Here is a 22464-nt window from a genome sequence, read left to right on the forward strand (position 1 = left end):
CGGACTCCGATTCTACCAACCGGGCCGCGGACGGCAGGCCGGTTTGCCCTACAATGCGCACCATCATGCCTGACCGCTCTCTCCATTTCCTGCTCCCCTTCGCGCTGCCGCCCGCCGACGTCGCGCCCCACCTGCCCGCCTCCGACCATCCCGCGCTCGACCGCCTGGTCGCGCGCGCGCGCGCCGAGGCGCGCCGCGCCGGCGACGACTTCCAGCGCACGCTGCCGCACGAGCGCTGGCTCGCGCGGCAGTTCGGCGCGAGCGACCCCGCCGAGACCGACGCCGCGCCGCTCGCGCCCTACATGCTCGGCGCCGACGGCGGCGAGCCCGGCGACGCGACCTGGGCCTGCGTCCAGCCCGTCCACGTGCAGATCGCGCGCGACCACCTGGTGCTGATCGATCCTGCCTCGCTCGATCTGGCAGACGACGACGCCGCGCAGCTGCTCGCCGTCGCGCGGCCGCTGATCGAGGAACTCGACGTCGCGCTGCAGGCGCCGCACCCGGCGCGCTGGTATCTGTCGAGCCCGCGGCTCGCGACGCTCGCGGGCGCCGCGCCGCTGCGCGCGAGCGGCCGCAACATCGAGATCTGGCTGCCGCACGAGGCGACCACGGGCGAGCGCTCGCGCCTGTGGATGAAGCTGCAGAACGAAGTGCAGATGGCCTGGTTCCAGCATCCGGTCAACGAGGCGCGCGAAGCGCGCGGGCTGCCGTCCGTGAACTCGATCTGGTTCCACGGGCAGGGCGCGCGCCGGCCGGTCGCGAGCCCATTCGCGCAGGTGCTGTCGACCGCGCCCGCCACGCTCGGCCTCGCCCGCGCGGCCGGGGCGCCGCACGCGGCCCCGCCCGCCGGCTTCGATGCGCTGCCGGCTCCGTCCGGCGCGACCCTCGTCGAACTCGACACCCTGACCCGCCCCTACATCGAGCAGGACTGGGCGCAATGGCACGCGGCGCTGGCCGCGCTCGAGCGCGACTGGTTCGCCCCCGCGCTCGCGGCGCTTGCGGCGGGCCGGCTCGACGCGCTCGCGCTCACGCTCGGCGGCGACATCGGCGACCTGACGCTGCGCGTGACGCGCGGCGACCTGCGCAAATTCTGGCGCCGCCGCGCCTTCACTTCCCTGTTCGAATCCGACTCCGTTTAACGCATGACCCGCATCGTCACCCGCTCCGCTCCGCCCGCCGACGCCGCCGCGCTGACCCGCCACGGCCTCCACCCCGTGCTCGCCCGCCTCTACGCGGCGCGCGGCGTCACCTCGCCCGACGACGTCGAGACCGCGCTGTCGCGCCTGTTGCCGCCCGCCGGCCTGAAAGGCTGCGCGGACGCCGCCGCGCTGCTCGCCGACGCGCTCGCCGCCGGCCGCCGGATGCTGGTGGTGGCCGACTACGACTGCGACGGCGCGACCGCCTGCGCGGTCGCGGTGCGCGGCCTGCGGATGTTCGGCGCGCAGATCGACTACCTGGTGCCGAACCGCTTCGAATACGGCTACGGCCTGACCCCGGAAATCGTCGCCCTCGCGGCCGAGCGCAAGCCCGACCTGCTGATCACGGTCGACAACGGGATCGCGAGCGTCGCGGGCGTCGCCGCCGCCAATGCGCTCGGCATCGACGTGCTGGTCACCGACCACCACCTGCCCGGCGACGCGCTGCCGGCCGCCCGCGCGATCGTCAATCCGAACCAGCCCGGCTGCGCATTCGAAAGCAAGCACATCGCCGGCGTCGGCGTGATGTTCTACGTGCTGCTCGCGCTGCGCGCCGAGCTGCGCCGGCGCGGCGCGTTCGACGCGGCGCGCCCCGAGCCGCGCCTCGACGGCCTGCTCGACCTCGTCGCGCTCGGCACCGTGGCGGACGTGGTGCGCCTCGACGGCAACAACCGGGTGCTGGTCGCGCAAGGCCTGCAGCGGATCCGCGCCGGCCGCATGCAGCCCGGCATCGCGGCGCTGTTCCGCGCGGCCGCCCGCGACGCGCGCGCGGCGTCGGGCTTCGACCTCGGTTTCGGCCTCGGCCCGCGCCTGAACGCGGCCGGCCGCCTGTCGGACATGTCGCTCGGCATCGAATGCCTGACCACCGACGACGTCGGCCGCGCCTGGGCGCTCGCGCAGCAGCTCGACACGATGAACCGCGAACGCCGCGAGATCGAGGCCGGCATGCAGCAGCAGGCGCTCGCCGACCTGGCCGCGGTCGATCCCGCCGAGGCGGCGACGATCACGCTGTTCAAGCCGGACTGGCACCAGGGCGTGATCGGCATCGTCGCCGGCCGCCTCAAGGAGAAATTCCACCGCCCCGCGTTCACGTTCGCGCACGCCGACGACGGCGGCGCGCGCGTGAAGGGCTCGGGCCGCTCGATCCCGGGCTTCCACCTGCGCGACGCGCTCGACCTGATGTCGAAGCGCGAGCCGGACCTGCTCGTCACGTTCGGCGGACATGCGATGGCGGCGGGCGTCACGCTCGACACCGCGAACGTGCCGCGCTTCGCCGCCGCGTTCGAGGCGGTCGCGCGCGAATGGCTGTCGGCCGAGGCGCTCGCCCGCGTGATCGAGACCGACGGCGACCTCGAGGACGCGTATTTCACGCCGCAGTTCGTCGCGCTGCTCGACGCGGCGGTGTGGGGCCAGGGCTTTCCGGCCCCGCTGTTCTCGGGCGAATTCGAGGTGGCGTCTCAGGCGCTCGTCAAGGACAAGCACCTGAAACTGCAGCTGCTGCGCGGCCGCCAGCGCTTCAGCGCGATCTGGTTCAACCACACCGAATCGCTGCCCGCGCACGCGACCGTCGCGTACCGGCTGGCGAGCGACACCTGGAACGGCGTCGCACGCGTACAGCTGATCGTCGAGCACGCGGCCTGAGCGCCGCGCCCGGTGCCGGCCGCCGCCCCCGATCGGCTATAATTTCCCCTTTTTAGAAGCCGGAAAAGCGAACAAGATCATGGAAGCGGAACGTCTCAACGCGATCGAAAGCTCCCTGCTCGACCTGCGCCAGCGCGCGGGCGAGCTTCGGGGGTATCTTTGACTACGACGTCAAAGCAGCCCGCCTGACGGAAGTCAACAAGGAACTCGAAGACCCGAACGTCTGGAACGACTCGAAGAACGCCCAGGCGCTCGGTCGCGAGAAGAAGCTGCTCGAAGGCGTCGTGACGACGCTGACGGCGCTCGACGGCGACCTGCGCGACGCGCTGGACCTGTTCGAGCTGGCCCGCGAGGAAGGCGACGAGGACACCCTCGTCGCGTGCGAAGGCGATGCGGCCGCGCTCGAGGCGCGCGTCGGCGACATCGAATTCCGCCGGATGTTCTCGAACCCGGCCGACCCGAACAACTGCTTCATCGACATCCAGGCGGGCGCGGGCGGCACCGAGGCCTGCGACTGGGCGTCGATGCTGCTGCGCCAGTACCTGCGCTACTGCGAGCGCAAGGGCTTCAAGGCCGAGGTGCTCGAGGAATCCGACGGCGACGTCGCCGGCATCAAGAACGCGACGGTCAAGGTCTCGGGCGAATACGCGTACGGCTTCCTGCGCACCGAGACCGGCATCCACCGGCTGGTGCGCAAGTCGCCGTTCGATTCATCGGGCGGCCGCCACACGTCTTTCTCGTCGGTGTTCGTCTATCCGGAGATCGACGACTCGATCGAGGTCGAGATCAACCCGGCCGATCTGCGGATCGACACCTACCGCGCCTCGGGCGCGGGCGGCCAGCACATCAACAAGACCGACTCGGCGGTGCGGATCACGCACATGCCGACGGGCATCGTCGTGCAGTGCCAGAACGACCGCTCGCAGCACCGCAACCGCGCCGAAGCGATGGCGATGCTGAAGTCGCGCCTGTACGAGGTCGAGCTGCGCAAGCGCCAGGCCGAGCAGGACAAGCTCGAGTCGAGCAAGACCGATGTGGGCTGGGGCCACCAGATCCGCTCGTACGTGCTCGACCAGAGCCGCGTGAAGGATCTGCGCACGAACGTCGAAATGAGCAATACGCGGGCCGTGCTCGACGGCGACCTCGACGACTTCATCAGCGCCAGCCTGAAACAGGGCGTGTAACGCCCACGGCGCGGCGGCCCGCGGCCGCCGCGCCCGCCTCGCCCCGTACACGCCCCCACTCCGAATTCCGACCATCATGACCGAACCCACCCAACCGCAGGCCGCCCCGGCGGCGGACGAGAACCAGATCATCGCCGAGCGCCGCGACAAGCTGCGCGCGCTGCGCGAACAGGGCGTCGCCTATCCGAACGACTTCCAGCCCACCCACCACGCCGCCGACCTGCAGACGACCTACGCCGATACCGACAAGGACGCGCTCGAGGCGCAGGCGCTCGGCGTGGCGCTCGCAGGCCGCATGATGCTCAAGCGCGTGATGGGCAAGGCCAGCTTCGCGACGGTCCAGGACGGCTCGGGCCAGATCCAGTTCTTCGTGACCGCCGCCGACGTCGGCGCGGAGACCTACGAGGCGTTCAAGAAGTGGGACCTCGGCGACATCGTCGCCGCGCGCGGCGTGCTGTTCCGCACCAACAAGGGCGAGCTGTCGGTCAAGTGCACCGAGCTGCGCCTGCTGGCGAAGGCGCTGCGCCCGCTGCCGGACAAGTTCCACGGCCTCGCCGACCAGGAAACCCGCTACCGCCAGCGCTACGTCGACCTGATCGTCACGCCCGAGACGCGCAACACGTTCCGCGCGCGCACCAAGGCGATCGCCTCGATCCGCCAGTTCATGAGCAGCGCCGACTTCATGGAAGTCGAGACGCCGATGCTGCACCCGATCCCGGGCGGCGCGAGCGCGAAGCCGTTCGTCACGCACCACAACGCGCTCGACATGCAGATGTTCCTGCGCATCGCGCCCGAGCTGTACCTGAAGCGGCTGGTCGTCGGCGGCTTCGAGCGCGTGTTCGAGATCAACCGGAATTTCCGTAACGAGGGCGTGTCGCCGCGCCACAATCCGGAATTCACGATGATGGAGTTCTACGCCGCGTACACCGATTATCGCTGGCTGATGGACTTCACCGAGCGCCTGATCCGCCAAGCGGCGATCGATGCGCTCGGCACCGCGACGATCCAGTACCAGGGCCGCGAGCTGGACCTGGCCAAGCCGTTCCACCGGCTCACGATCAGCCAGGCGATCCAGAAGTACGCGCCCGGCTACACCGACGCGCAACTGACCGACCCGGCCTTCGTGCGCACCGAGCTGAAGCGGCTCGGCGTCGACGTCGCGCAACCCGCGTTCCTGAACGCCGGGCTCGGCGCGCTGCAACTCGCGCTGTTCGAGGAAACCGCCGAGTCGCAGCTGTGGGAACCCACCTACATCATCGACTATCCCGTCGAAGTGTCGCCGCTCGCGCGCGCCTCGGACACGGCGCCCGGCATCACCGAGCGCTTCGAGCTGTTCATGACGGGCCGCGAGATCGCCAACGGGTTCTCCGAGCTCAACGATCCGGAAGACCAGGCCGCGCGCTTCAAGAAGCAGGTCGAGCAGAAGGATGCCGGCGACGAGGAAGCGATGTTCTTCGACGCCGACTACATCCGCGCGCTCGAGTACGGCATGCCTCCGACAGGCGGCTGCGGCATCGGCATCGACCGTCTCGTGATGCTGCTGACCGACAGCCCGACGATCCGCGACGTGCTGCTGTTCCCGCACCTGCGCCGCGAGGACTGAATCCGGCCGGGCCGCCGCGCCGCGCGGCGGCCCGAAAGCTTTGTAACCGGCGGTAAATGCCCTCGCGCGCGCCGCCTGGCGCGCGCCTCCCTCCCCGCTTGTCCGCCTTGTGCCATCGGCTTCGCGCCATATGCGCGCCACCGCCCCGCCACGCCGCCGCACGGCGAATCGTTACAACTTGAAACGCCCGCCCACGGGGCTTTGATCGACACTACCGGCACAAAACAACGCACGCGTGCGTGCGCCAGGAGAGTCGAAAAATGGACAACCAGAACACCACACAGCAACGCCAGCGCCTCCATCCGCTCATCGCGACCGCGGCGGGCGCCGTCATCATCGCCAGCCTCGCCGCCACGGCGGCCGTCACGGGCCTGTTCCCGAAGGCGGGCGGCGCCGACGCGCAGAACCCGCAAACGCAGGCCGCGCTGATCGCGTCGCAGCCCGCGGTCGACACCTCGGCCGCCGCCAGCGCCGCGCTCGCCGCCCAGGCCCAGCAGCAGGCCGCGCAACAGCAGGCCGCGCAGCAGGCGGCCCTGCAACAGCAACAGCAGCAGGCGCAGGTCGCGCCCCAGCCGGCGCCGAGGCCCGCGCCCAAGCGCGTGGTCCAGCACCGCCCGGCCCCGCAGCCGCCGGAATACGCGCAACAGCCGGCCCAGCCGCAACCGTCGTATTGCCAGACCTGCGGCACGGTCGTCGCCGTCGTGCCGATGCGCACGGCGGGCCAGAGCAGCGGGATCGGCGCGATCGGCGGCGCGGCGGCGGGCGGCCTGCTCGGCAACCAGTTCGGGCACGGCAACGGCCGCACCGCGATGACGATCCTCGGCGCACTGGGCGGCGGCCTCGCCGGCAATTCGGTCGAGAAGCAAGTGCGCAGCGAAACGGACTACCAGGTGCGCGTACAGATGGAAAGCGGCGCGACCCGCACCTTCACGTATCGCGGCGCCCCGCCGTTCGGCGAAGGTCAGCGCGTGCGCATCGAGAACGGCACGCTGGTCGGCGCGTAAGCACCCGCCCGTCGCGGCATGAAAAAAGGCGCGCGACCCCTTCGGGTCGCGCGCCTTTTCGCTTGGGCCCGCCGCGCGTCGCGCGGCAGGCTCAGTCCTCGTCGTCGAAGTCCGACTCGTCGATCCAGTGCAGCTGGATCGCTTCCAGGATCTTCTCGCCCGAATGATTCGGGTCGTCATTGAAGCCGTCGAGCGCGAGCACCCACTGGCGCAGCTCGGTGAAGCGGATCGTCTTGGGGTCGACGTCCGGGTACTTGTCCGCGAGCGCAATCGCGATCTCGCGCGAATCCGTCCATTTCATCGTACCGCCCTCCTTCGAACGCATGCGTCAGTGATTCTCTTTCGCGTGGTTGATCGAGTACTTCGGGATCTCGACGACCAGCTCCGAATCTTCCTTGATGATCGCCTGGCACGACAGCCGCGACGTCGGCTCGAGGCCCCAGGCGCGGTCGAGCAGATCGTCCTCGTCCTCGTCCGACGGGTCCAGGTCGTTGAAGCCTTCGCGCACGATCACGTGGCAGGTCGTGCACGCGCACGACTTCTCGCAGGCGTGCTCGATCTCGATGCCGTTGTCGAGCAGGTTGTCGCAGATGCTCTTGCCGGGCGTCGCGTCGATGACCGCGCCATCCGGACACAGTTCGACGTGGGGCAACACTACGATTTGAGGCATGTTCGTTCCGTTGTTCAGCAGGTGCGCGGCCCGCTCGCCGCGCCGTCTAAGGTGCTCCGCCGGCCGGCGGCCGCGCGGAGCGCATGGTGTCAGATCTCGTCGAGCTTGCGGCCCGCGAGCGCGCGCTTGATGCCCTTGTTCATCCGGCGCGCCGCGAATTCGTCGGTGCCGTCGGCCAGCGCCTGGGTCGCGGCCTCGATCGCCGCCGCGTCGTCGCCGGGCGCGAGCGCGCGCAGCGCGGCGGCCAGCGCGTCGACCGTCACGCGTTCCGCCGCATCGAGCAGTTCGCCGTCGGCGGCCAGCGCCGCCTCGGTCGCTTCCAGCAGACGCTCGGCATCGACCTGCGCCTCGCGCAGCGCGCGCGCGCGCATGTCGATCTCGGCGGACTGGAAGCTGTCCTCGAGCATCTTCGCGATATCGTCGTCGGCGAGGCCGTAGGACGGCTTGACGACGACCGATGCCTCGACGCCCGAGTGCTGCTCGCGCGCGAACACCGACAGCAGCCCGTCCGCGTCGACCTGATAGGTCACGCGGATCCGCGCCGCGCCCGCCGTCATCGGCGGGATGCCGCGCAGTTCGAAGCGCGCGAGCGAGCGGCAGTCCGCCACCAGTTCGCGTTCGCCCTGCACCACGTGGATCGCCATCGCGGTCTGGCCGTCCTTGAAGGTCGTGAATTCCTGCGCGCGCGCGACCGGAATCGTCGAATTGCGCGGAATGATCTTCTCGACCAGCCCGCCCATCGTCTCGACGCCCAGCGACAGCGGGATCACGTCGAGCAGCAGCCAGTCGTCGCCATTGCCGCGGTTGCCCGCCAGCAGATCGGCCTGGATCGCCGCGCCGAGCGCGACGACCTGATCGGGATCGAGATTGACGAGCGGCGGCTGGCCGAAATGCGCGGCCACCGCCGCGCGAATCACCGGCATGCGCGTCGCGCCGCCGACCAGCACCACGCCCTTGATGTCGGCCGCGCTCACCTGCGCGTCGCGCAGCGCCTTGCGGGTCGGCGCCAGCGTGCGCTGCACGAGCGGCTCGACCAGCGCCGCGAAGGCGTCGGCGCCGAGCGTCTGCACGAGGCGCGCGCCGTTCGACAGCGTCACGTCGAGCGTCGCCTCGGCCGCGTCCGACAGCGCTTCCTTGAGCACGCGCACCCGGTCGAGCAGCAGGCGCACGTCGCCGGGCGCGAGCGAACGCGCCGCGAGGCCCGCCTGCGCGAGCACATGGTCGAACAGCACGTGATCGAAGTCGTCGCCGCCGAGCGCGGAATCGCCACCCGCCGCCAGCACCTCGAACACGCCCTTGGTCAGCTTCAGGATCGACAGGTCGAAGGTGCCGCCGCCGAGGTCATAGACCGCGTACAGGCCTTCCGAACCATTGTCGAGGCCGTACGCGATCGCGGCCGCGGTCGGCTCGTTCAGGAGGCGCAGGACGTTGAGCCCGGCAAGCCGCGCGGCGTCCTTGGTCGCCTGACGCTGCGCTTCATCGAAGTAGGCCGGCACCGTGATCACCGCGCCGACCAGCTCGTCGCCAAGCGAATCCTCGGCGCGCTGCCGCAGGGTCGCGAGAATCTCGGCCGACACCTCGACCGGGCTCTTCACGCCGTCGACCGTGCGGATCTGCACCATGCCGGGCGCATCGACGAAATCGTAGGGCGCGTTCGCCGCGCCTTCGACCTCGTGCCGGCCGCGCCCCATGAAACGCTTGACCGACACGATCGTGTTGCGCGGATCGCTCGCCGCCTCGGCCTTCGCGGTGTGGCCGATCCGGCGCCCGCCCTTCTCGAGGTAGCGGACCACCGACGGCAGCAGCACGCGGCCGTCATCGTCGGGCAACACTTCGGGCACGCTGTTGCGGACCGCGGCAACGAGCGAGTTCGTCGTGCCGAGATCGATGCCGACGGCGAGCCGCCGTTGATGCGGCGCGGGCGCCATGCCGGGTTCGGAGATTTGCAGTAAGGCCATTTGTTTCTTCGGTGAGGGGCGCTTCGCCCCGCTTGCAACGCGTGCCGCGAGGGCACGCCGTTAATGTTCGAGACGCTCGATCTGCGCGTCGATTTCCGCCGCGACGCGCTCGATGAACATCAGCTGACGCACCGCCTCGGCGGCGCCCTGGTCCGCGCCGCTGTCGAGCAGCGCGCCGAGCTTGTCGAGCCGCTGGCGCTTCTCGTCGCGCAGCGTCGCGAGCAGCGCGTCGAGCGCATCGACGTTGCGCGCCGCGGCGGCGTCCTCGATCCCCTCGCGCCACGCCATCTGCTGCATCAGGAACGCCGGCTCCATCGCGGTATTGTTCTCCGCGCCGATATCGATGCCGCGCAGCCCGAGCAGATAGCTCGCACGCTTGAGCGGATCGCGCAGGGTCTGGTAGGCCTCGTTCGCGCGCGTCGCCCACTGCATCGCAATGCGCTTTTGCGCGTCGCCCGCGGCGGCGAAGCGGTCGGGATGGACCTGGGTCTGCACCGCGCGGTACGCGGCGTCGAGCGCCTGCGGATCGAGCGCGAATCGCGCCGGCAGGTCAAAGAGATCGAAGTGGCTGTCCTTCAGCGAGACCATCGCATCGCGTCCATCAGGTAAAGGGCCGGCGGCGCCAGGCGCCGCACGTTAAAAAGGCGGCTCATGCCGCCTCTCGAGCGCGTCGCGCGAAGTCTCGTCACACGCGGAACGATTCGCCGCAGCCGCACTCGTCCTTCACGTTCGGGTTGTTGAACCTGAAGCCTTCGTTCAACCCTTCGCGCGCGAAGTCGAGCTCGGTGCCGTCGATATACGCGAGACTCTTCGGGTCGACGTACACCTTCACGCCGTGGCTCTCGAACATCTGGTCCTCGCCGGCGACCTCATCGACATACTCGAGCTTGTAGGCCAGGCCCGAGCAGCCGGTGGTGCGCACGCCGAGCCGCAGGCCCAGCCCCTTGCCGCGCCGCGTCAGGTACTTCCGCACATGCTGCGCTGCTTTTTCGGTCAGTGTGATTGCCATGATGTCCTTGCGCGCGGAGCTCGCCAAGCGTGGCGAGCGGATCGCGTATTGCATTCCTGAAGCCGCTGCGTGATCCGTTCCGGGGCCGCTCAGGCCGCAGCGCCGTCGTGGCGCTTCTTGTAGTCGGCCACGGCCGCCTTGATCGCGTCTTCCGCGAGGATCGAGCAGTGGATCTTCACCGGCGGCAGCGCGAGTTCCTCGGCGATCTGCGTGTTCTTGATCGCGAGCGCCTGGTCGAGCGTCTTGCCCTTCACCCACTCGGTGACGAGCGAGCTGGAGGCGATCGCCGAACCGCAGCCGTAGGTCTTGAACTTCGCGTCTTCGATGACGCCGTCCGCGCCGACGCGGATCTGCAGCTTCATCACGTCGCCGCAGGCGGGCGCGCCGACCATGCCGGTGCCGACCGCGTCGTCGTCCTTCTCGAACGAGCCGACGTTGCGCGGGTTTTCGTAGTGATCCAGAACCTTGTTGCTGTATGACATGACTCAGACTCCTTGCTTCGTTTCGTCATCGCGGCGCGCGGGCGCCGCGACATGATTCAGTGGGCCGCCCATTCGATGGTCGACAGATCGATGCCTTCCTGGTGCATTTCCCAGAGCGGCGACAGGTCGCGCAGCTTCGCGATCTTGCTCTTCAGCAGATTGATCACGTAGTCGACGTCCTGCTCCGTCGTGAAGCGGCCGACCGTGAAGCGGATCGAGCTGTGCGCCAGTTCGTCGTTGCGGCCCAGCGCGCGCAGCACGTAGGACGGCTCGAGCGACGCGGACGTGCAGGCGGAGCCCGACGACACCGCGACATCCTTGATCGCCATGATCAGCGACTCGCCTTCGACGAAGTTGAAGCTGATGTTCAGGTTGTGCGGGACGCGCTGCTCCATGTCGCCGTTCACATAGGTTTCGTCGATCTCGGACAGGCCGCGCAGCAGCTTGTCGCGCAGCATGCGGACGCGTTCGTTCTCGGTCGCCATTTCCTCGCGCGCGATCCGGAACGCCTCGCCCATGCCGACGATCTGGTGGGTCGCCAGCGTGCCCGAGCGCATGCCGCGCTCGTGGCCGCCGCCGTGCATCTGCGCCTCGATCCGCACGCGCGGCTTGCGGCGCACGTACAGCGCGCCGATGCCCTTCGGACCGTAGGTCTTGTGCGCCGAGAACGACATCAGGTCGACCTTCAGCTTGGCGAGGTCGATCTCGACCTTGCCCGTCGACTGCGCGGCGTCGACGTGGAAAATGATGCCCTTCTCACGGCACAGTTCGCCGATCGTCGCGATATCCTGGATCACGCCGATCTCGTTGTTCACGTGCATCACCGACACGAGGATCGTGTCCGGGCGCAGCGCGGCCTTCAGTGCGTCGAGGTCGACGAGGCCGTCGTCCTTGACGTCGAGGTAGGTCACTTCGAAGCCTTCGCGCTCCAGCTCGCGGCAGGTGTCGAGCACGGCCTTGTGCTCGGTCTTCACCGTGATGAGGTGCTTGCCCTTGCCCTGGTAGAAATGCGCCGCGCCCTTGATCGCGAGGTTGTCGGATTCGGTCGCGCCGGACGTCCAGATGATTTCACGCGGATCGGCGTTCACGAGCGCCGCCACCTGTTCGCGCGCCTCTTCGACCCCGCGCTCGGCATCCCAGCCATAGGCATGGCTGCGCGACGCCGGGTTGCCGAACTGCTCGCGCAGGTACGGCACCATCTTGTCGACCACGCGCGGATCGACGGGCGTCGTTGCGCTGTAGTCCATGTAGATGGGCAGGTGGGGAATCTCGTTGTTCATCTGTCGCTCCGGGTATTCTGTTCAGTGCAGGGACGATTTGTTGTGCTGGCCGCCACTCGGCAGCGCATCATGAGCTCGCGATGTTGAAGACCGAGTTCGGCCCGAGCGGCATCGGCCGGACCGGCTCGACGGCCGATACGGCCTGCTCCGGGGCGCGGCGGTCGCGCAGCACCGCCGGCGCGCCTTCGCGCGCGCGCTGCTGATCGACGAGATCCTGCAGCGACACCGAATCGAGGTATTCGACCATCTTCTGGTTGAGCGTCGACCACAGCTCGTGCGTCATGCAGTGGCCGTCGGGCTGCTTCGTGCCTTCGCACGCGCCCTTGCCGCCGCATTGCGTCGCATCGAGCGGCTCGTCGACCGCGATGATGATGTCCGCGACCGTCACGTCCTGCGCGCGGCGCGCAAGGTTGTAACCGCCGCCCGGCCCACGGACCGACTCGACGATTTCATGGCGGCGCAGCTTGCCGAACAGCTGCTCGAGGTACGACAGCGAGATCCGCTGGCGCTGGCTGATGCCGGCTAGCGTCACCGGGCCCTGCTCGTGGCGCAGTGCCAAGTCAATCATCGCCGTGACAGCGAAACGACCTTTCGTGGTGAGTCTCATGATGTTTGGGGGCAGCAATCTTGACGATTTTGGTCAAGTATAAATAACTGACGCTTTTAGTCAAGTATCCCTGTCTCGAAAAGGGGATTCGCGAAGCGCTTAGTTACCGGTGCGCGGTGCGTCGGTCAGGTGCATGAGGAGGCCGCGGCAGGCGTCCTCGCATTGGTCGAGGACCTGCTCGAATCCTTGCGCGCCGCCGAAATACGGGTCCGCGATCTCGCGCACCGCGGCATCGCTGCCGAACTCGGCCAGCAACCTGACCTTGTCGTGATGGCGCGCCGGGCAGCGCTTGCGCAGTTCCGCGAGGTTGGCCGCGTCCATCGCGAGCACGAGATCGAAGCGCTCGAAATCGCCCGGCTCGATCTGCCGGGCGCGCAGCGCCGACAGGTCATAGCCGCGCGAGCGCGCGGCCTGCTGCGCACGCGTATCGGGCGGCTCGCCGAGATGCCAGTCGCCGGTGCCGGCCGAATCGATCGTGATCGACCCGGCGAGCCCGGCCGCCCTGACCAGCTCGCGCATCACGCCTTCGGCGCTGGGCGAACGGCAGATATTGCCGAGACACACGAAGCAGATCGCAACGGATTTCATCACGCAACCGGGCTGCGGCGGCGAACCGCCCGAGTGGACAACACGCCATTATACAAAGACGCGCGCCGGCCCGCCGAGGACGCCCGTCCGCTCACAGCGTCTTCGCGGCGGCGATCGGCGCGTCGCTCGCCATCGCCGGACGCGCCGGCGCATCCGCGTCGCCGACCAACCCGAACGACACGGCGCGCGCGAGTTCGGCCGAAGCCTGATGGATCGCGAGCGGTTCGCGCGGATGCGCATTGCCCGCCGCGTGCAGGTAAGCCGCGGCCGCCAACGGCACGACGATCGCCAACGGCCAGTACATCGCTATTGTCTTTCTCATGATGTGACCTCTCCAGACTGCAGCGCCGGACCTGTGTCCGATGCTTGCATGTCGAGATTCTATAGATCACGTCTATCGAGATAAATATCCGAATAGCGAACGCAGTGTTGCGTGGGGATGAACAGTGTCGATCCCCACGCGCCCCGGGGTCAGCCGAGATGACTGCGCGACGCCGCGTACAGCTCGCGGAACGTCCGGCCGGTGGGCGTCGGCAGGTCGCGCGTGGCGCTCCAGCCGGCCCCGAACGGCAGCCGCCGGATCCCGCGCCGCTCGGACGCGCCGCCGCCCGCCCGCTCGAGGATGCGCACCGCGAGCTTGGTCGTGAGCGCATAGAGCGTCGGCCGGCGCGCGAGGAAGCCCCAGGCCGCGAGCGCCGTGCGTTCGCGCCAGGGGCGCAGCCCGCGCTCCACCTGCTTCTCGCGCAGCTTGCGCAGCAGCGAGGACAGCGGAATGCCGACCGGACACACGCTGTCGCACTCGCCGCACAAGGTGGCGGCCTGCGGCAGGTCGAGCGTCGATTCGAGCCCGACGTAGCTCGGCGTGAGCACCGAGCCCATCGGCCCCGGATAGACCCAGCCGTACGCATGCCCGCCGACCTTCTGGTACACCGGGCAATGGTTCATGCATGCGCCGCAGCGGATGCAGCGCAGCATCTCCTGGAACTCGCCACCGAGGAGCCCGCTGCGGCCGCCGTCGACCAGCACCACGTACATGTGCTCGGGACCGTCCACATCGCCCTCGCCGCGCGGGCCGGTGAGCAGCGAGAGATAGTTGGAGGTCTTCTGCCCGGTCGCCGAGCGCGGCAGGAGCCGCATCGCGATCGCGAGATCCTCGAGCGTCGGCAACACCTTCTCGATGCCCGTCACCGCGACGTGCACGCGCGGCATCACCGTGCACATCCCTTCGTTGCCCTCGTTGGTCACGAGCACGACCGAGCCGGTCTCGGCGATCAGGAAGTTGCCGCCCGTCACCCCCATGTCCGCCGACAGGAATTGCGGCCGCAGCATCTCGCGCGCCTCGTGCGTCATCGCGGGGATGTCCGTCAGGCGCGGCCGACCGTGCGTCTTCGCGAACAGGTCCGCGATCTCGTCCTGGTCCTTGTGCACGGCGGGCGCGATGATGTGGCTCGGCGCCTCGTTGTCGTTGATCTGCAGGATGTACTCGCCGAGGTCGGTCTCGATCGACTGCACGCCGATGCCCGCCATCACCGCGTTCAGGCGCATCTCCTCGGTCACCATCGACTTCGTCTTGATGACCTTCTTCACGTCGTGGCGCCGCGCGATGTCGGCGACGAGCTGCGCCGCGTCGTCCATGCTCTCGGCGTACAGCACGGTGGCGCCGCGCCCCGCGGCCTCGCGCTCGAACGCCTCGAGCCACTGGTCGAGATCGTCGAGCGCGCGGTCGCGGCGCGCCTTCAGCGCGGCCCGCGTCGCCGCGAAATCGATCTGCGTGAGCGATTCGGCGCGCGCCGACACGAACTTGCTCGACAGTTTCTTGAGGTTCTGCTGCAGGCGCTGGTCCGCGAGCTTCTGGCCCGCGCGCGCCTTGAAATGCATCGATTGGACTTGCATGGCGGCTCGCTGTGGATTCGGAAACGGAAGGGGCGCGGCGCTCAGGCGTCGCCCGCCAGCACCTGCGCGATGTGCAGCACGCGCGTGGCGTGGTCGCCCGTGCGGCGCAGCCGCCCCTCGATATTGAGCATGCAGCCGAGATCGCCGAGCACCACGGTCGGCGCGCCGCTCGCGCGGACGTTCGCGCACTTCTCGTCGACGATCGCGGTCGAGATGTCGCCGTACTTCAGCGCAAAGGTGCCGCCGAAGCCGCAGCAGTGCTCGCAATCCTTCATCTCCCGGACCTCGACGCCGCGCTGCGCGAGCAACGCGCGCGGCTGCGCCTTCACACCCAGCTCGCGCAATCCCGAGCAGGAATCATGGTAGGTCACGGGCCCCGCGAACTCGCCCGGCTCCAGCGTCACCTTCGCGACGTTCACGAGGAAATCGGTGAGCTCGTACACCCGCGAGCGCAGGCGGCCGTAGCGCGCCATCAGCTCGGGATCGTCGCGGAACAGGTCGCCGTAATGCACGCGCAGCATCCCGCCGCACGAACCCGACGGCACCACCACGTAATCGAACGGCTCGAACTCGCGCAGCGTCTTCTCCGCGAGGTCGCGCGCGAGCGCACGCTCGCCGCTGTTGTAGCCCGGCTGGCCGCAGCAGGTCTGCGCGGCCGGGACGACCACCTCGAAGCCCGCCTGCTGGATCAGCTTCAACGCAGAGAACCCGATCTCGGGCCGCATCAGGTCGATCAGGCACGTCACGAACAAACCGACTCGCATAGCCACTCCTTCGAGAAAACGACGCTCATTATCCGCGCTTTGCCGCGCGAAACCAACGCATCGCGAACAGCCGCCGCACGCGAGGACTTCCTCGAACGCCGTTCGCTTTTTTCACTATACGAGATACAATCGTTCGTCCCAGCATCCGATGCATCACCGACCCGCCACGATGAGCAACCCGAATCCGGATTCCAAAACGTCGATCCAAGTGATCGAGCGCATGATGCGGCTTCTCGACGCGCTCGCCGGCCACACCGATCCGGTCAGCCTGAAGGAGCTTGCCCAGAGCACCGAGCTGCATCCGTCGACCGCGCACCGGATCCTGAACGACATGGTCACCTGCCGTCTCGTCGACCGCTCCGATCCGGGCACCTACCGGCTCGGCATGCGCCTGCTCGAACTCGGCAACCTCGTGAAGGCGCGCCTGTCGGTGCGCGATGCCGCGCTGACGCCGATGCGCGAGCTGCACCGCCTCACGGGCCAGACGGTCAATCTGTCGGTGCGCCAGGGCGACGAGATCGTCTATATCGAACGCGCGTATTCGGAACGCTCGGGCATGCAGGTGGTGCGCGCGATCGGCGGCCGCGCGCCGCTGCACCTGACGTCGGTCGGCAAGCTGTTCCTGGCCGCCGACGAGACGTCGCGGGTGCGCGCCTACGCGACCCGCACCGGGCTCGCCGGCCACACGCAGAACAGCATCACCGATCTCACGAAACTCGAACGCGAACTGACCCTGGTGCGCCAGCAGGCCTGCGCGCGCGACAACGAGGAACTGGAACTGGGCGTGCGTTGCATCGCGGCCGGCATCTACGACGACTCGGGCAAGCTGGTCGCCGGACTGTCGCTGTCCGCGCCGGCCGACCGGCTGCAGGATGCCTGGCTCGGCCAGCTGAGCCACACCGCGCTGACGATCTCCGAGTCGCTCGGCTACCAGCACGCACCCAAGGATGCCGATGCGAGCGCGCTGAGGCACGCGTGACGCCGCATTCCGGACGCCATGAAAAAAGCCCCGCTCAAGCGGGGCTTTTTTCATGGCGTCGCGCAACCGGCGCGCCGGGATCAGGTTCCACCCGTCGCCGTGTTGGCCGCGGTCAGCCGTTCGCCGCCGCCGTTGTCGAGCCAGCTGCGCACGCGCGACGCGTCCGCGAAGCGCGAGTACTTGCCGAACGAATCGAGCAGCACCATCACGATCGGACGACCGTGGATCGTGGTCTGCATCACCAGACACTCGCCCGCTTCGTTGATGAAGCCCGTCTTCTGCAGACCGATGTCCCACGACGGATTGCGCACCAGCGCGTTCGTGTTGTTGTAGGCGAGTGAACGCTTGCCCGTGAACACGTCGTAGCTGCGGTCGGTCGAGAACTTGCGGATCAGCGGGTACTGGTACGCCGCGTTCACCATCTTCACCAGGTCGCGCGCGCTCGACACGTTCTGGCTCGACAGCCCGGTCGAGTTCTCGAAATGCGTGTCGTTCATGCCGAGCGACTTCGCCTTCGCGTTCATCGCCGCGATGAACGCCGGCCGGCCGCCCGTGTAGTAACGCGACAGCGCGGCGGCCGCACGGTTCTCCGACGCCATCAGCGCGATGTGCAGCATGTCTTCGCGCGACAGCGTCGACCCGACCGACAGGCGCGACCCCGTGCCCTTCTCGTAGTCGCGATCCTCGTCCGTCACGTCGATCTGGTCGGTCAGCGACATTTTCGAATCGAGCACGACCATCGCGGTCATCAGCTTCGAGATCGACGCGATCGGCACCACGGCGCGCGAGTTCTTGTCGAACAGCGGCTCGGACGAATTCTGGTCGATCACGTAGGCGACGCTCGAACGCAGCGCGAGCGCGTCAGGCGTCTCGTGCAGGCCGAACGCCTGGCCGACCGACGGCGGGCGCGGCTGGAACGCCACCTTGCGCACCCCGCGGTGCCCCCCGTTCGACACGAAGGTCACGCGCTTGCGCGTCGCCTTCGCGCGCGGCGCTTCCTTCGCGACGGCAGGACGCACGCCCTTCTTGGCGGACGCAGTGGCCTTCTTCTTGCCCTTCGCGGGCTGGGATGCCTTCGCGGGCGCGGCGAGCGCCTCGGCAGGCGCGATCGCGGCAGTGGCCATCAGCACCGACACGGCCACGGAGACCGCGGTGCCGAGGGCCATGCCCTGCATCATTTTGAACGGTGAAAACAATTGGGCTTTCATTGGGGTCTGAACAAAGCGGGCGGGAGGTTTCCGCAAGTGTAGTTAAACCGGAAAAAATAAGCAATATTAGGCACTTACCGTCTTTCGTTAAACCGGAATGTAAGACACGATCATCTCAAGACAATCGGCCCTCCCGTTTTCATCGAAAAATACGATGAGATGCAAGGATGCCGGCCCGCCGGCACTCACTGAGCGGTTTATCGGCAATCCGGGAACAGGATGAAGCGGGGAAATCACGCATACTGCCTACTGCTGCCAGGCGGCCCGAACGGCCCGCCGGCAAGGGCGCCGGCGCATCGTGCGTCCGGCGGCCCGACCAACGGCGCGCGTTTCGACCAGCATTCGGGGTAAACGTTCCACCCCCTCAACTGGTTTACCTGCGCGCCGTCATGGTGCGCCCCGCCGCCTGCCCCACCTCGGCGCGCAGCGCGGCACAGCGCTTGAAACCGATCCCAATGTTGCGGGATAACTCATTGTTTTGTCGATAATTTACCGATATTGTGCGACGCACAAAATATCCTTGACATTCGTTTTTGGCGGCCTAAAATAACTCTCATTGTTGCGATGCACAAAGCACCGCACGAGCGTCGTTCCCCAAACTTGTGCCTTTCCCCAAGCGATCATCGATCGATTTTCAGGAGCGTGAACCATGTCTTTGCTGACCCCCGAGCAATTCGCCGCCGCCCAGAAAGCCCACTTCGAAAGCCTGTTCGGCCTGACGACCAAGGCCTTTGAAGGCGTTGAGAAGCTCGTCGAACTGAATCTGCAAGTCGTGAAGTCGACGCTCGCGGAAAGCCAGGAAAACGTGCAGCGCGCGCTGTCCGTGAAGGACGCGCAGGAACTGCTCGCGCTGCAGGCCAGCCTGACCCAGCCGATCGCCGAGAAGGTCCTGTCGTACAGCCGCCATCTGTATGAAATCGCTTCGGCCACGCAAGCCGAGTTCGCGAAGGTCGCGGAAGCCCAGTACGAAGAGCAGAACCGCAAGGTGCAGGCGCTCGTCGACAACGTCGCGAAGAACGCGCCGGCCGGTTCCGAAACCGCCGTTGCCGCGCTGAAGTCGGCGCTCAACGCCGCGACGACGACCTACGAAACGGTCCAGAAGGCCGCGAAGCAGGCCGTGGAAATCGCCGAAACGAACTTCAACGCCGCCGCAGCCGTTGCGACCAAGGCCGCCAACAGCGCCGCTGCCGCATCGCGCCGCAGCACCACCGCCGCCGCGCCGACGACGACCAAGTCGGCCTGAGCGGACGCCGCCCTGCGGGCGGCACGCGATATCGGAAAGCCTGCGTTCGCGCGGGCTTTTTCATGGGCGCTCGCCGCGAGGGGCACTGCGGGCCGAATCACGACGGAGCCGAACGGCCAGGGCTCTCCGCCGCGCCGCCTCTCCGATTCACTGCACCCGGCCCCACACGTACTCCCGCCCCCATGCAAAACGCCCGGCGCAATGCGCCGGGCGTTTTGGTGAACCACGATGGGCCGCGCCCTCCGGCGACGCCCTTCCGCGAACCGCGCGTTATGCCTTCTTGCGCGGCGGCGGCAGGTCCGTACAGACCCCTTCGTACAGCTCGGCCGCCATGCCGATCGATTCGCCGAGCGTCGGGTGTGGATGGATCGTCTTGCCGATATCCTCCGCGTCCGCGCCCATCTCGACCGCCAGACAGACTTCGCTGATCAGGTCGCCCGCGTTCAGCCCGACGATGCCGCCGCCGATCACGCGATGCGTCGCCTCGTCGAACAGCAGCTTCGTGAAACCCTCGTCGCGATCGTTCGCGATCGCCCGGCCCGACGCCACCCACGGGAACACCGCCTTGCCGTACTTGATGCCTTCGGCCTTGCACTGGTCCTCGGTCTTGCCGGCCCATGCGACTTCCGGATCCGTGTACGCCACCGACGGAATCTGCAGCGCGTCGAAGTAAGCCTTCTCGCCGTGCGCGGCCTCGGCCGCCACGTGGCCCTCGTGCACCGCCTTGTGCGCGAGCATCGGCTGGCCGACGATGTCGCCGATCGCGAAGATGTGCGGCACATTGGTGCGCATCTGCTTGTCGACCTCGATGAAGCCGCGCTCCGTCACCGCCACGCCCGCCTTGTCGGCGCCGATCTTCTTGCCGTTCGGGCTGCGGCCCACGGCGACCAGCACCAGGTCGTAGCGCTGCGCGTCCGCCGGGGCTTTCTCGCCCTCGAAGCTCACGTAGATGCCGTCGTCCTTCGCTTCCGCGCCGGTCGTGCGCGTCTTCAGCATCACGTTGCTGAAGCGCTTCGCGTTGTACTTCTCCCAGACCTTCACGAGATCGCGGTCCGCGCCCATCATCAGGCCGTCCATCATCTCGACGACGTCGATCTCGGCGCCCAGCGTCGAGTACACCGTCGCCATTTCGAGGCCGATGATGCCGCCGCCAATCACGAGCATGCGCTTCGGCAGCTGGCGCAGCTCCAGCGCGCCCGTCGAATCGATCACGCGCGGATCCTCCGGCATGAACGGCAGCTTCACCGCCTGCGAGCCGGCCGCGATGATCGCCTGCTTGAAGCGCACCACCTTCTTGCCGCCCTCGCCCTGCACTTCCAGGTGATGCGCATCGACGAACGCACCGACGCCCGTGACCACCTCGACCTTGCGCGCCTTCGCCATGCCGGTGAGGCCCACCGTCAGCTTCTTGACGACGCTGCTCTTGAAGTCGCGCAGCTTGTCGAGATCCACTTCCGGCTTGCCGAACGAGATGCCGTGCGACGCCAGCGCCGACGCCTCGTCGATGACGAGCGCGGTGTGCAGCAGCGCCTTCGACGGGATGCACCCGACGTTCAGGCACACGCCGCCGAGCGCGTCGTAGCGTTCGACGAGCACGGTCTTCATGCCGAGATCGGCGGCGCGGAACGCGGCCGAGTATCCGCCCGGGCCCGAACCCAGCACGAGCATCTCGCACTCGACATCGACCGGGCCGGCATAGCTGCCCGCCTGCGGCGCCTGGGTCGGCGCGGGCGCGGGCGCGGGGGCCGGTGCGGCGGCGGGCGCGGGCTTCGCGGGCGCCGGCGCGGCGGCGGACGCCGCGGCCTCGACGAGCGCGATCACCGTGCCTTGCGACACCTTGTCGCCCGCCTTGACCTTCACTTCCTTCACGACGCCGGCGACGTCGCTCGGCACTTCCATGGACGCCTTGTCGGATTCGAGCGTGACGAGCGTCTGCTCCTTCTCGATCGTATCGCCCGGCTGGACGTTGACCTCGATGACATCGACGCCGTTGAAATCGCCGATATCCGGCACCTTGACTTCGATGAGACTCATGAACTGTCCCCTACTTGTATGGACTACCGCTGACAGACACACGGGCGGGCGCGCCGCGACGGCATGACCGCCGCGCGCGCCCCCGCGCTCATCAAAGGATCACGCGGCGGAAATCGGCGAGGATCGCCGCCAGATATGCGTTGAAGCGCGCCGCCTCCGCGCCGTCGATCACGCGGTGGTCATACGACAGCGACAGCGGCAGCGTGAGGCGCGGCACGAACTGCTTGCCGTCCCACACCGGCTTCATCGCGCTGCGCGACAGGCCGAGGATCGCCACTTCCGGCGCGTTGATGATCGGCGTGAAGTTCGTGCCGCCGATCCCGCCCAGCGACGAGATCGAGAAGCAGCCGCCCTGCATCTGGTCCGGCTTCAGCTTGCCTTCGCGCGCCGCCTTCGACAGCTCCGTCATTTCCTTCGCGATGTCGACGAGACCCTTCTTGTCCGCGTCGCGGATCACCGGCACCATGAGGCCGTTCGGCGTGTCGGCCGCGAAGCCGACGTGGTAGTACTGCTTGAACACGAGGTTGTCGCCGTCGAGGCTCGCGTTGAAGGTCGGGAACTTCTTCAGCGCCGACACCACGGCCTTGATCACGAACGCCAGCATCGTGAACTTCACGCCGGCCTTCTCGTTTTCCTTGTTCAGCTGCACGCGCAACGCTTCCAGCTCGGTGATGTCCGCCTCGTCGTTGTTGGTGACGTGGGGGATCATCACCCAGTTGCGATGCAGGTTCGCGCCCGAGATCTTCTTGATGCGCGACAGCGGCTTCGGATCGACCGGGCCGAACTTCGTGAAGTCGACCTTCGGCCACGGCAGCAGGTTCAGCTCGCCGCCGCCGGCGGGCGCGGCCGCGCCCGCCGGCGCCGCGCGCTGGCCCGTCATCACGCCCTTCACGAAGCCCGTCACGTCGTCCTTGGTCACGCGGCTCTTCGGCCCCGTGCCCTGCACGCGCGCGACATCGACGCCCAGCTCGCGCGCGAACTTGCGCACCGACGGCGACGCGTGGCTCGCGCGGTATTCGCCGCCCGCCGCCGGCGCGACGGCCGGTGCGGATGCCGGCGCAGCCGACGGCGCGGGCGCGGGCGCGGCGGCTGCGGCCGGCGCGGCACGGTCAAGGAACTGA

General features: G+C 68.3%; 22 protein-coding genes. 7 read left to right on the forward strand and 15 right to left on the reverse strand.

Annotated features, from left to right (window positions below; translation table 11 throughout):
- Positions 1 to 65: 65 nt before the first annotated feature.
- The 5 genes from AC1RQF_RS03655 (at position 66) to AC1RQF_RS03675 (ending at position 6628) form a co-directional block, all read left to right on the forward strand.
- Positions 66 to 1139 (forward strand): regulator, encoded by a 1074-nt coding sequence (locus AC1RQF_RS03655; protein WP_492871340.1) that lies wholly within the window; start codon positions 66 to 68, stop codon positions 1137 to 1139.
- Positions 1140 to 1142: 3 nt separating this feature from the next.
- On the forward strand, positions 1143 to 2837 hold the full coding sequence (gene recJ, locus AC1RQF_RS03660; protein WP_492871341.1) for a single-stranded-DNA-specific exonuclease RecJ: 1695 nt from the start codon (positions 1143 to 1145) through the stop codon (positions 2835 to 2837).
- A gap of 79 nt (positions 2838 to 2916) precedes the next feature.
- Positions 2917 to 4021, forward strand: a protein-coding gene (prfB, locus tag AC1RQF_RS03665; RefSeq protein ID WP_274003854.1) for a peptide chain release factor 2 whose coding sequence is annotated in 2 segments (ribosomal slippage) — positions 2917 to 2997 and positions 2999 to 4021 — 1104 coding nt in all. Because the reading frame shifts where the segments join, the coding sequence is not laid out codon by codon here.
- 76 nt (positions 4022 to 4097) lie between these two features.
- The gene (gene lysS / locus AC1RQF_RS03670; RefSeq protein WP_274003855.1) at positions 4098 to 5624 is read left to right on the forward strand and encodes a lysine--tRNA ligase; all 1527 of its coding nucleotides are present in this window, start codon (positions 4098 to 4100) and stop codon (positions 5622 to 5624) included.
- A gap of 260 nt (positions 5625 to 5884) precedes the next feature.
- The gene (locus tag AC1RQF_RS03675; RefSeq protein WP_274003857.1) at positions 5885 to 6628 is read left to right on the forward strand and encodes a glycine zipper 2TM domain-containing protein; all 744 of its coding nucleotides are present in this window, start codon (positions 5885 to 5887) and stop codon (positions 6626 to 6628) included.
- Between the two features lie 91 nt (positions 6629 to 6719).
- Here AC1RQF_RS03675 and iscX read toward each other — a convergent pair whose 3' ends face one another.
- The 12 genes from iscX to AC1RQF_RS03735 all read right to left on the reverse strand — a co-directional run bounded on the left by iscX (position 6720) and on the right by AC1RQF_RS03735 (position 15879).
- Positions 6720 to 6929, reverse strand: a complete 210-nt coding sequence (gene iscX, locus AC1RQF_RS03680) for a Fe-S cluster assembly protein IscX (protein ID WP_274003859.1) — start codon at positions 6927 to 6929, stop codon at positions 6720 to 6722.
- Positions 6930 to 6956: 27 nt separating this feature from the next.
- The gene (gene fdx / locus AC1RQF_RS03685) at positions 6957 to 7298 is read right to left on the reverse strand and encodes an ISC system 2Fe-2S type ferredoxin (RefSeq protein WP_274003860.1); all 342 of its coding nucleotides are present in this window, start codon (positions 7296 to 7298) and stop codon (positions 6957 to 6959) included.
- An 89-nt stretch (positions 7299 to 7387) separates the two neighbouring features.
- Positions 7388 to 9256, reverse strand: a complete 1869-nt coding sequence (hscA, locus tag AC1RQF_RS03690; protein WP_274003862.1) for a Fe-S protein assembly chaperone HscA — start codon at positions 9254 to 9256, stop codon at positions 7388 to 7390.
- A 60-nt stretch (positions 9257 to 9316) separates the two neighbouring features.
- Positions 9317 to 9844 (reverse strand): Fe-S protein assembly co-chaperone HscB, encoded by a 528-nt coding sequence (gene hscB, locus AC1RQF_RS03695; protein ID WP_274003863.1) that lies wholly within the window; start codon positions 9842 to 9844, stop codon positions 9317 to 9319.
- A 97-nt stretch (positions 9845 to 9941) separates the two neighbouring features.
- Positions 9942 to 10265, reverse strand: a complete 324-nt coding sequence (gene iscA, locus AC1RQF_RS03700) for an iron-sulfur cluster assembly protein IscA (RefSeq protein ID WP_274003864.1) — start codon at positions 10263 to 10265, stop codon at positions 9942 to 9944.
- Positions 10266 to 10354: 89 nt separating this feature from the next.
- Entirely contained in the window at positions 10355 to 10747 is a 393-nt protein-coding gene (gene iscU / locus AC1RQF_RS03705; RefSeq protein ID WP_252986616.1) for a Fe-S cluster assembly scaffold IscU, read from the reverse strand.
- Positions 10748 to 10803: 56 nt separating this feature from the next.
- A complete protein-coding gene (locus AC1RQF_RS03710; RefSeq protein ID WP_274003866.1) occupies positions 10804 to 12027 on the reverse strand; it encodes an IscS subfamily cysteine desulfurase in 1224 nt (407 codons plus the stop codon).
- A gap of 67 nt (positions 12028 to 12094) precedes the next feature.
- Positions 12095 to 12634, reverse strand: coding sequence for a Fe-S cluster assembly transcriptional regulator IscR (gene iscR, locus AC1RQF_RS03715; protein ID WP_274003868.1), 540 nt, complete (start codon positions 12632 to 12634; stop codon positions 12095 to 12097).
- Between the two features lie 99 nt (positions 12635 to 12733).
- A complete protein-coding gene (locus tag AC1RQF_RS03720) occupies positions 12734 to 13222 on the reverse strand; it encodes a low molecular weight protein-tyrosine-phosphatase (protein ID WP_274004330.1) in 489 nt (162 codons plus the stop codon).
- A 91-nt stretch (positions 13223 to 13313) separates the two neighbouring features.
- A complete protein-coding gene (locus AC1RQF_RS03725; protein ID WP_274003870.1) occupies positions 13314 to 13544 on the reverse strand; it encodes a hypothetical protein in 231 nt (76 codons plus the stop codon).
- 149 nt (positions 13545 to 13693) lie between these two features.
- Complete coding sequence (locus AC1RQF_RS03730; protein WP_492871342.1) at positions 13694 to 15115, reverse strand: LutB/LldF family L-lactate oxidation iron-sulfur protein; 1422 nt, start codon at positions 15113 to 15115, stop codon at positions 13694 to 13696.
- A 41-nt stretch (positions 15116 to 15156) separates the two neighbouring features.
- Positions 15157 to 15879 (reverse strand): (Fe-S)-binding protein, encoded by a 723-nt coding sequence (locus tag AC1RQF_RS03735; protein ID WP_274003873.1) that lies wholly within the window; start codon positions 15877 to 15879, stop codon positions 15157 to 15159.
- 169 nt (positions 15880 to 16048) lie between these two features.
- On the opposite strand from AC1RQF_RS03735, the gene AC1RQF_RS03740 reads away from it, so the two are divergent.
- Positions 16049 to 16858, forward strand: coding sequence for an IclR family transcriptional regulator (locus AC1RQF_RS03740; protein WP_274003875.1), 810 nt, complete (start codon positions 16049 to 16051; stop codon positions 16856 to 16858).
- Between the two features lie 80 nt (positions 16859 to 16938).
- On the opposite strand, the gene pbpG is transcribed toward AC1RQF_RS03740, so the two are convergent.
- The gene (gene pbpG, locus AC1RQF_RS03745; RefSeq protein ID WP_274003878.1) at positions 16939 to 18066 is read right to left on the reverse strand and encodes a D-alanyl-D-alanine endopeptidase; all 1128 of its coding nucleotides are present in this window, start codon (positions 18064 to 18066) and stop codon (positions 16939 to 16941) included.
- Between the two features lie 649 nt (positions 18067 to 18715).
- Here pbpG and AC1RQF_RS03750 point away from each other — a divergent pair.
- Entirely contained in the window at positions 18716 to 19309 is a 594-nt protein-coding gene (locus AC1RQF_RS03750) for a phasin family protein (RefSeq protein ID WP_252986625.1), read from the forward strand.
- 270 nt (positions 19310 to 19579) lie between these two features.
- Here AC1RQF_RS03750 and lpdA read toward each other — a convergent pair whose 3' ends face one another.
- Complete coding sequence (lpdA, locus tag AC1RQF_RS03755) at positions 19580 to 21343, reverse strand: dihydrolipoyl dehydrogenase (RefSeq protein ID WP_274003882.1); 1764 nt, start codon at positions 21341 to 21343, stop codon at positions 19580 to 19582.
- A gap of 91 nt (positions 21344 to 21434) precedes the next feature.
- Positions 21435 to 22464: dihydrolipoyllysine-residue acetyltransferase (locus tag AC1RQF_RS03760; RefSeq protein ID WP_492871344.1), on the reverse strand; the 1030-nt coding region annotated here is incomplete at its 5' end.

This window comes from Burkholderia sp. GW821-FHT14F03, assembly GCF_058803765.1.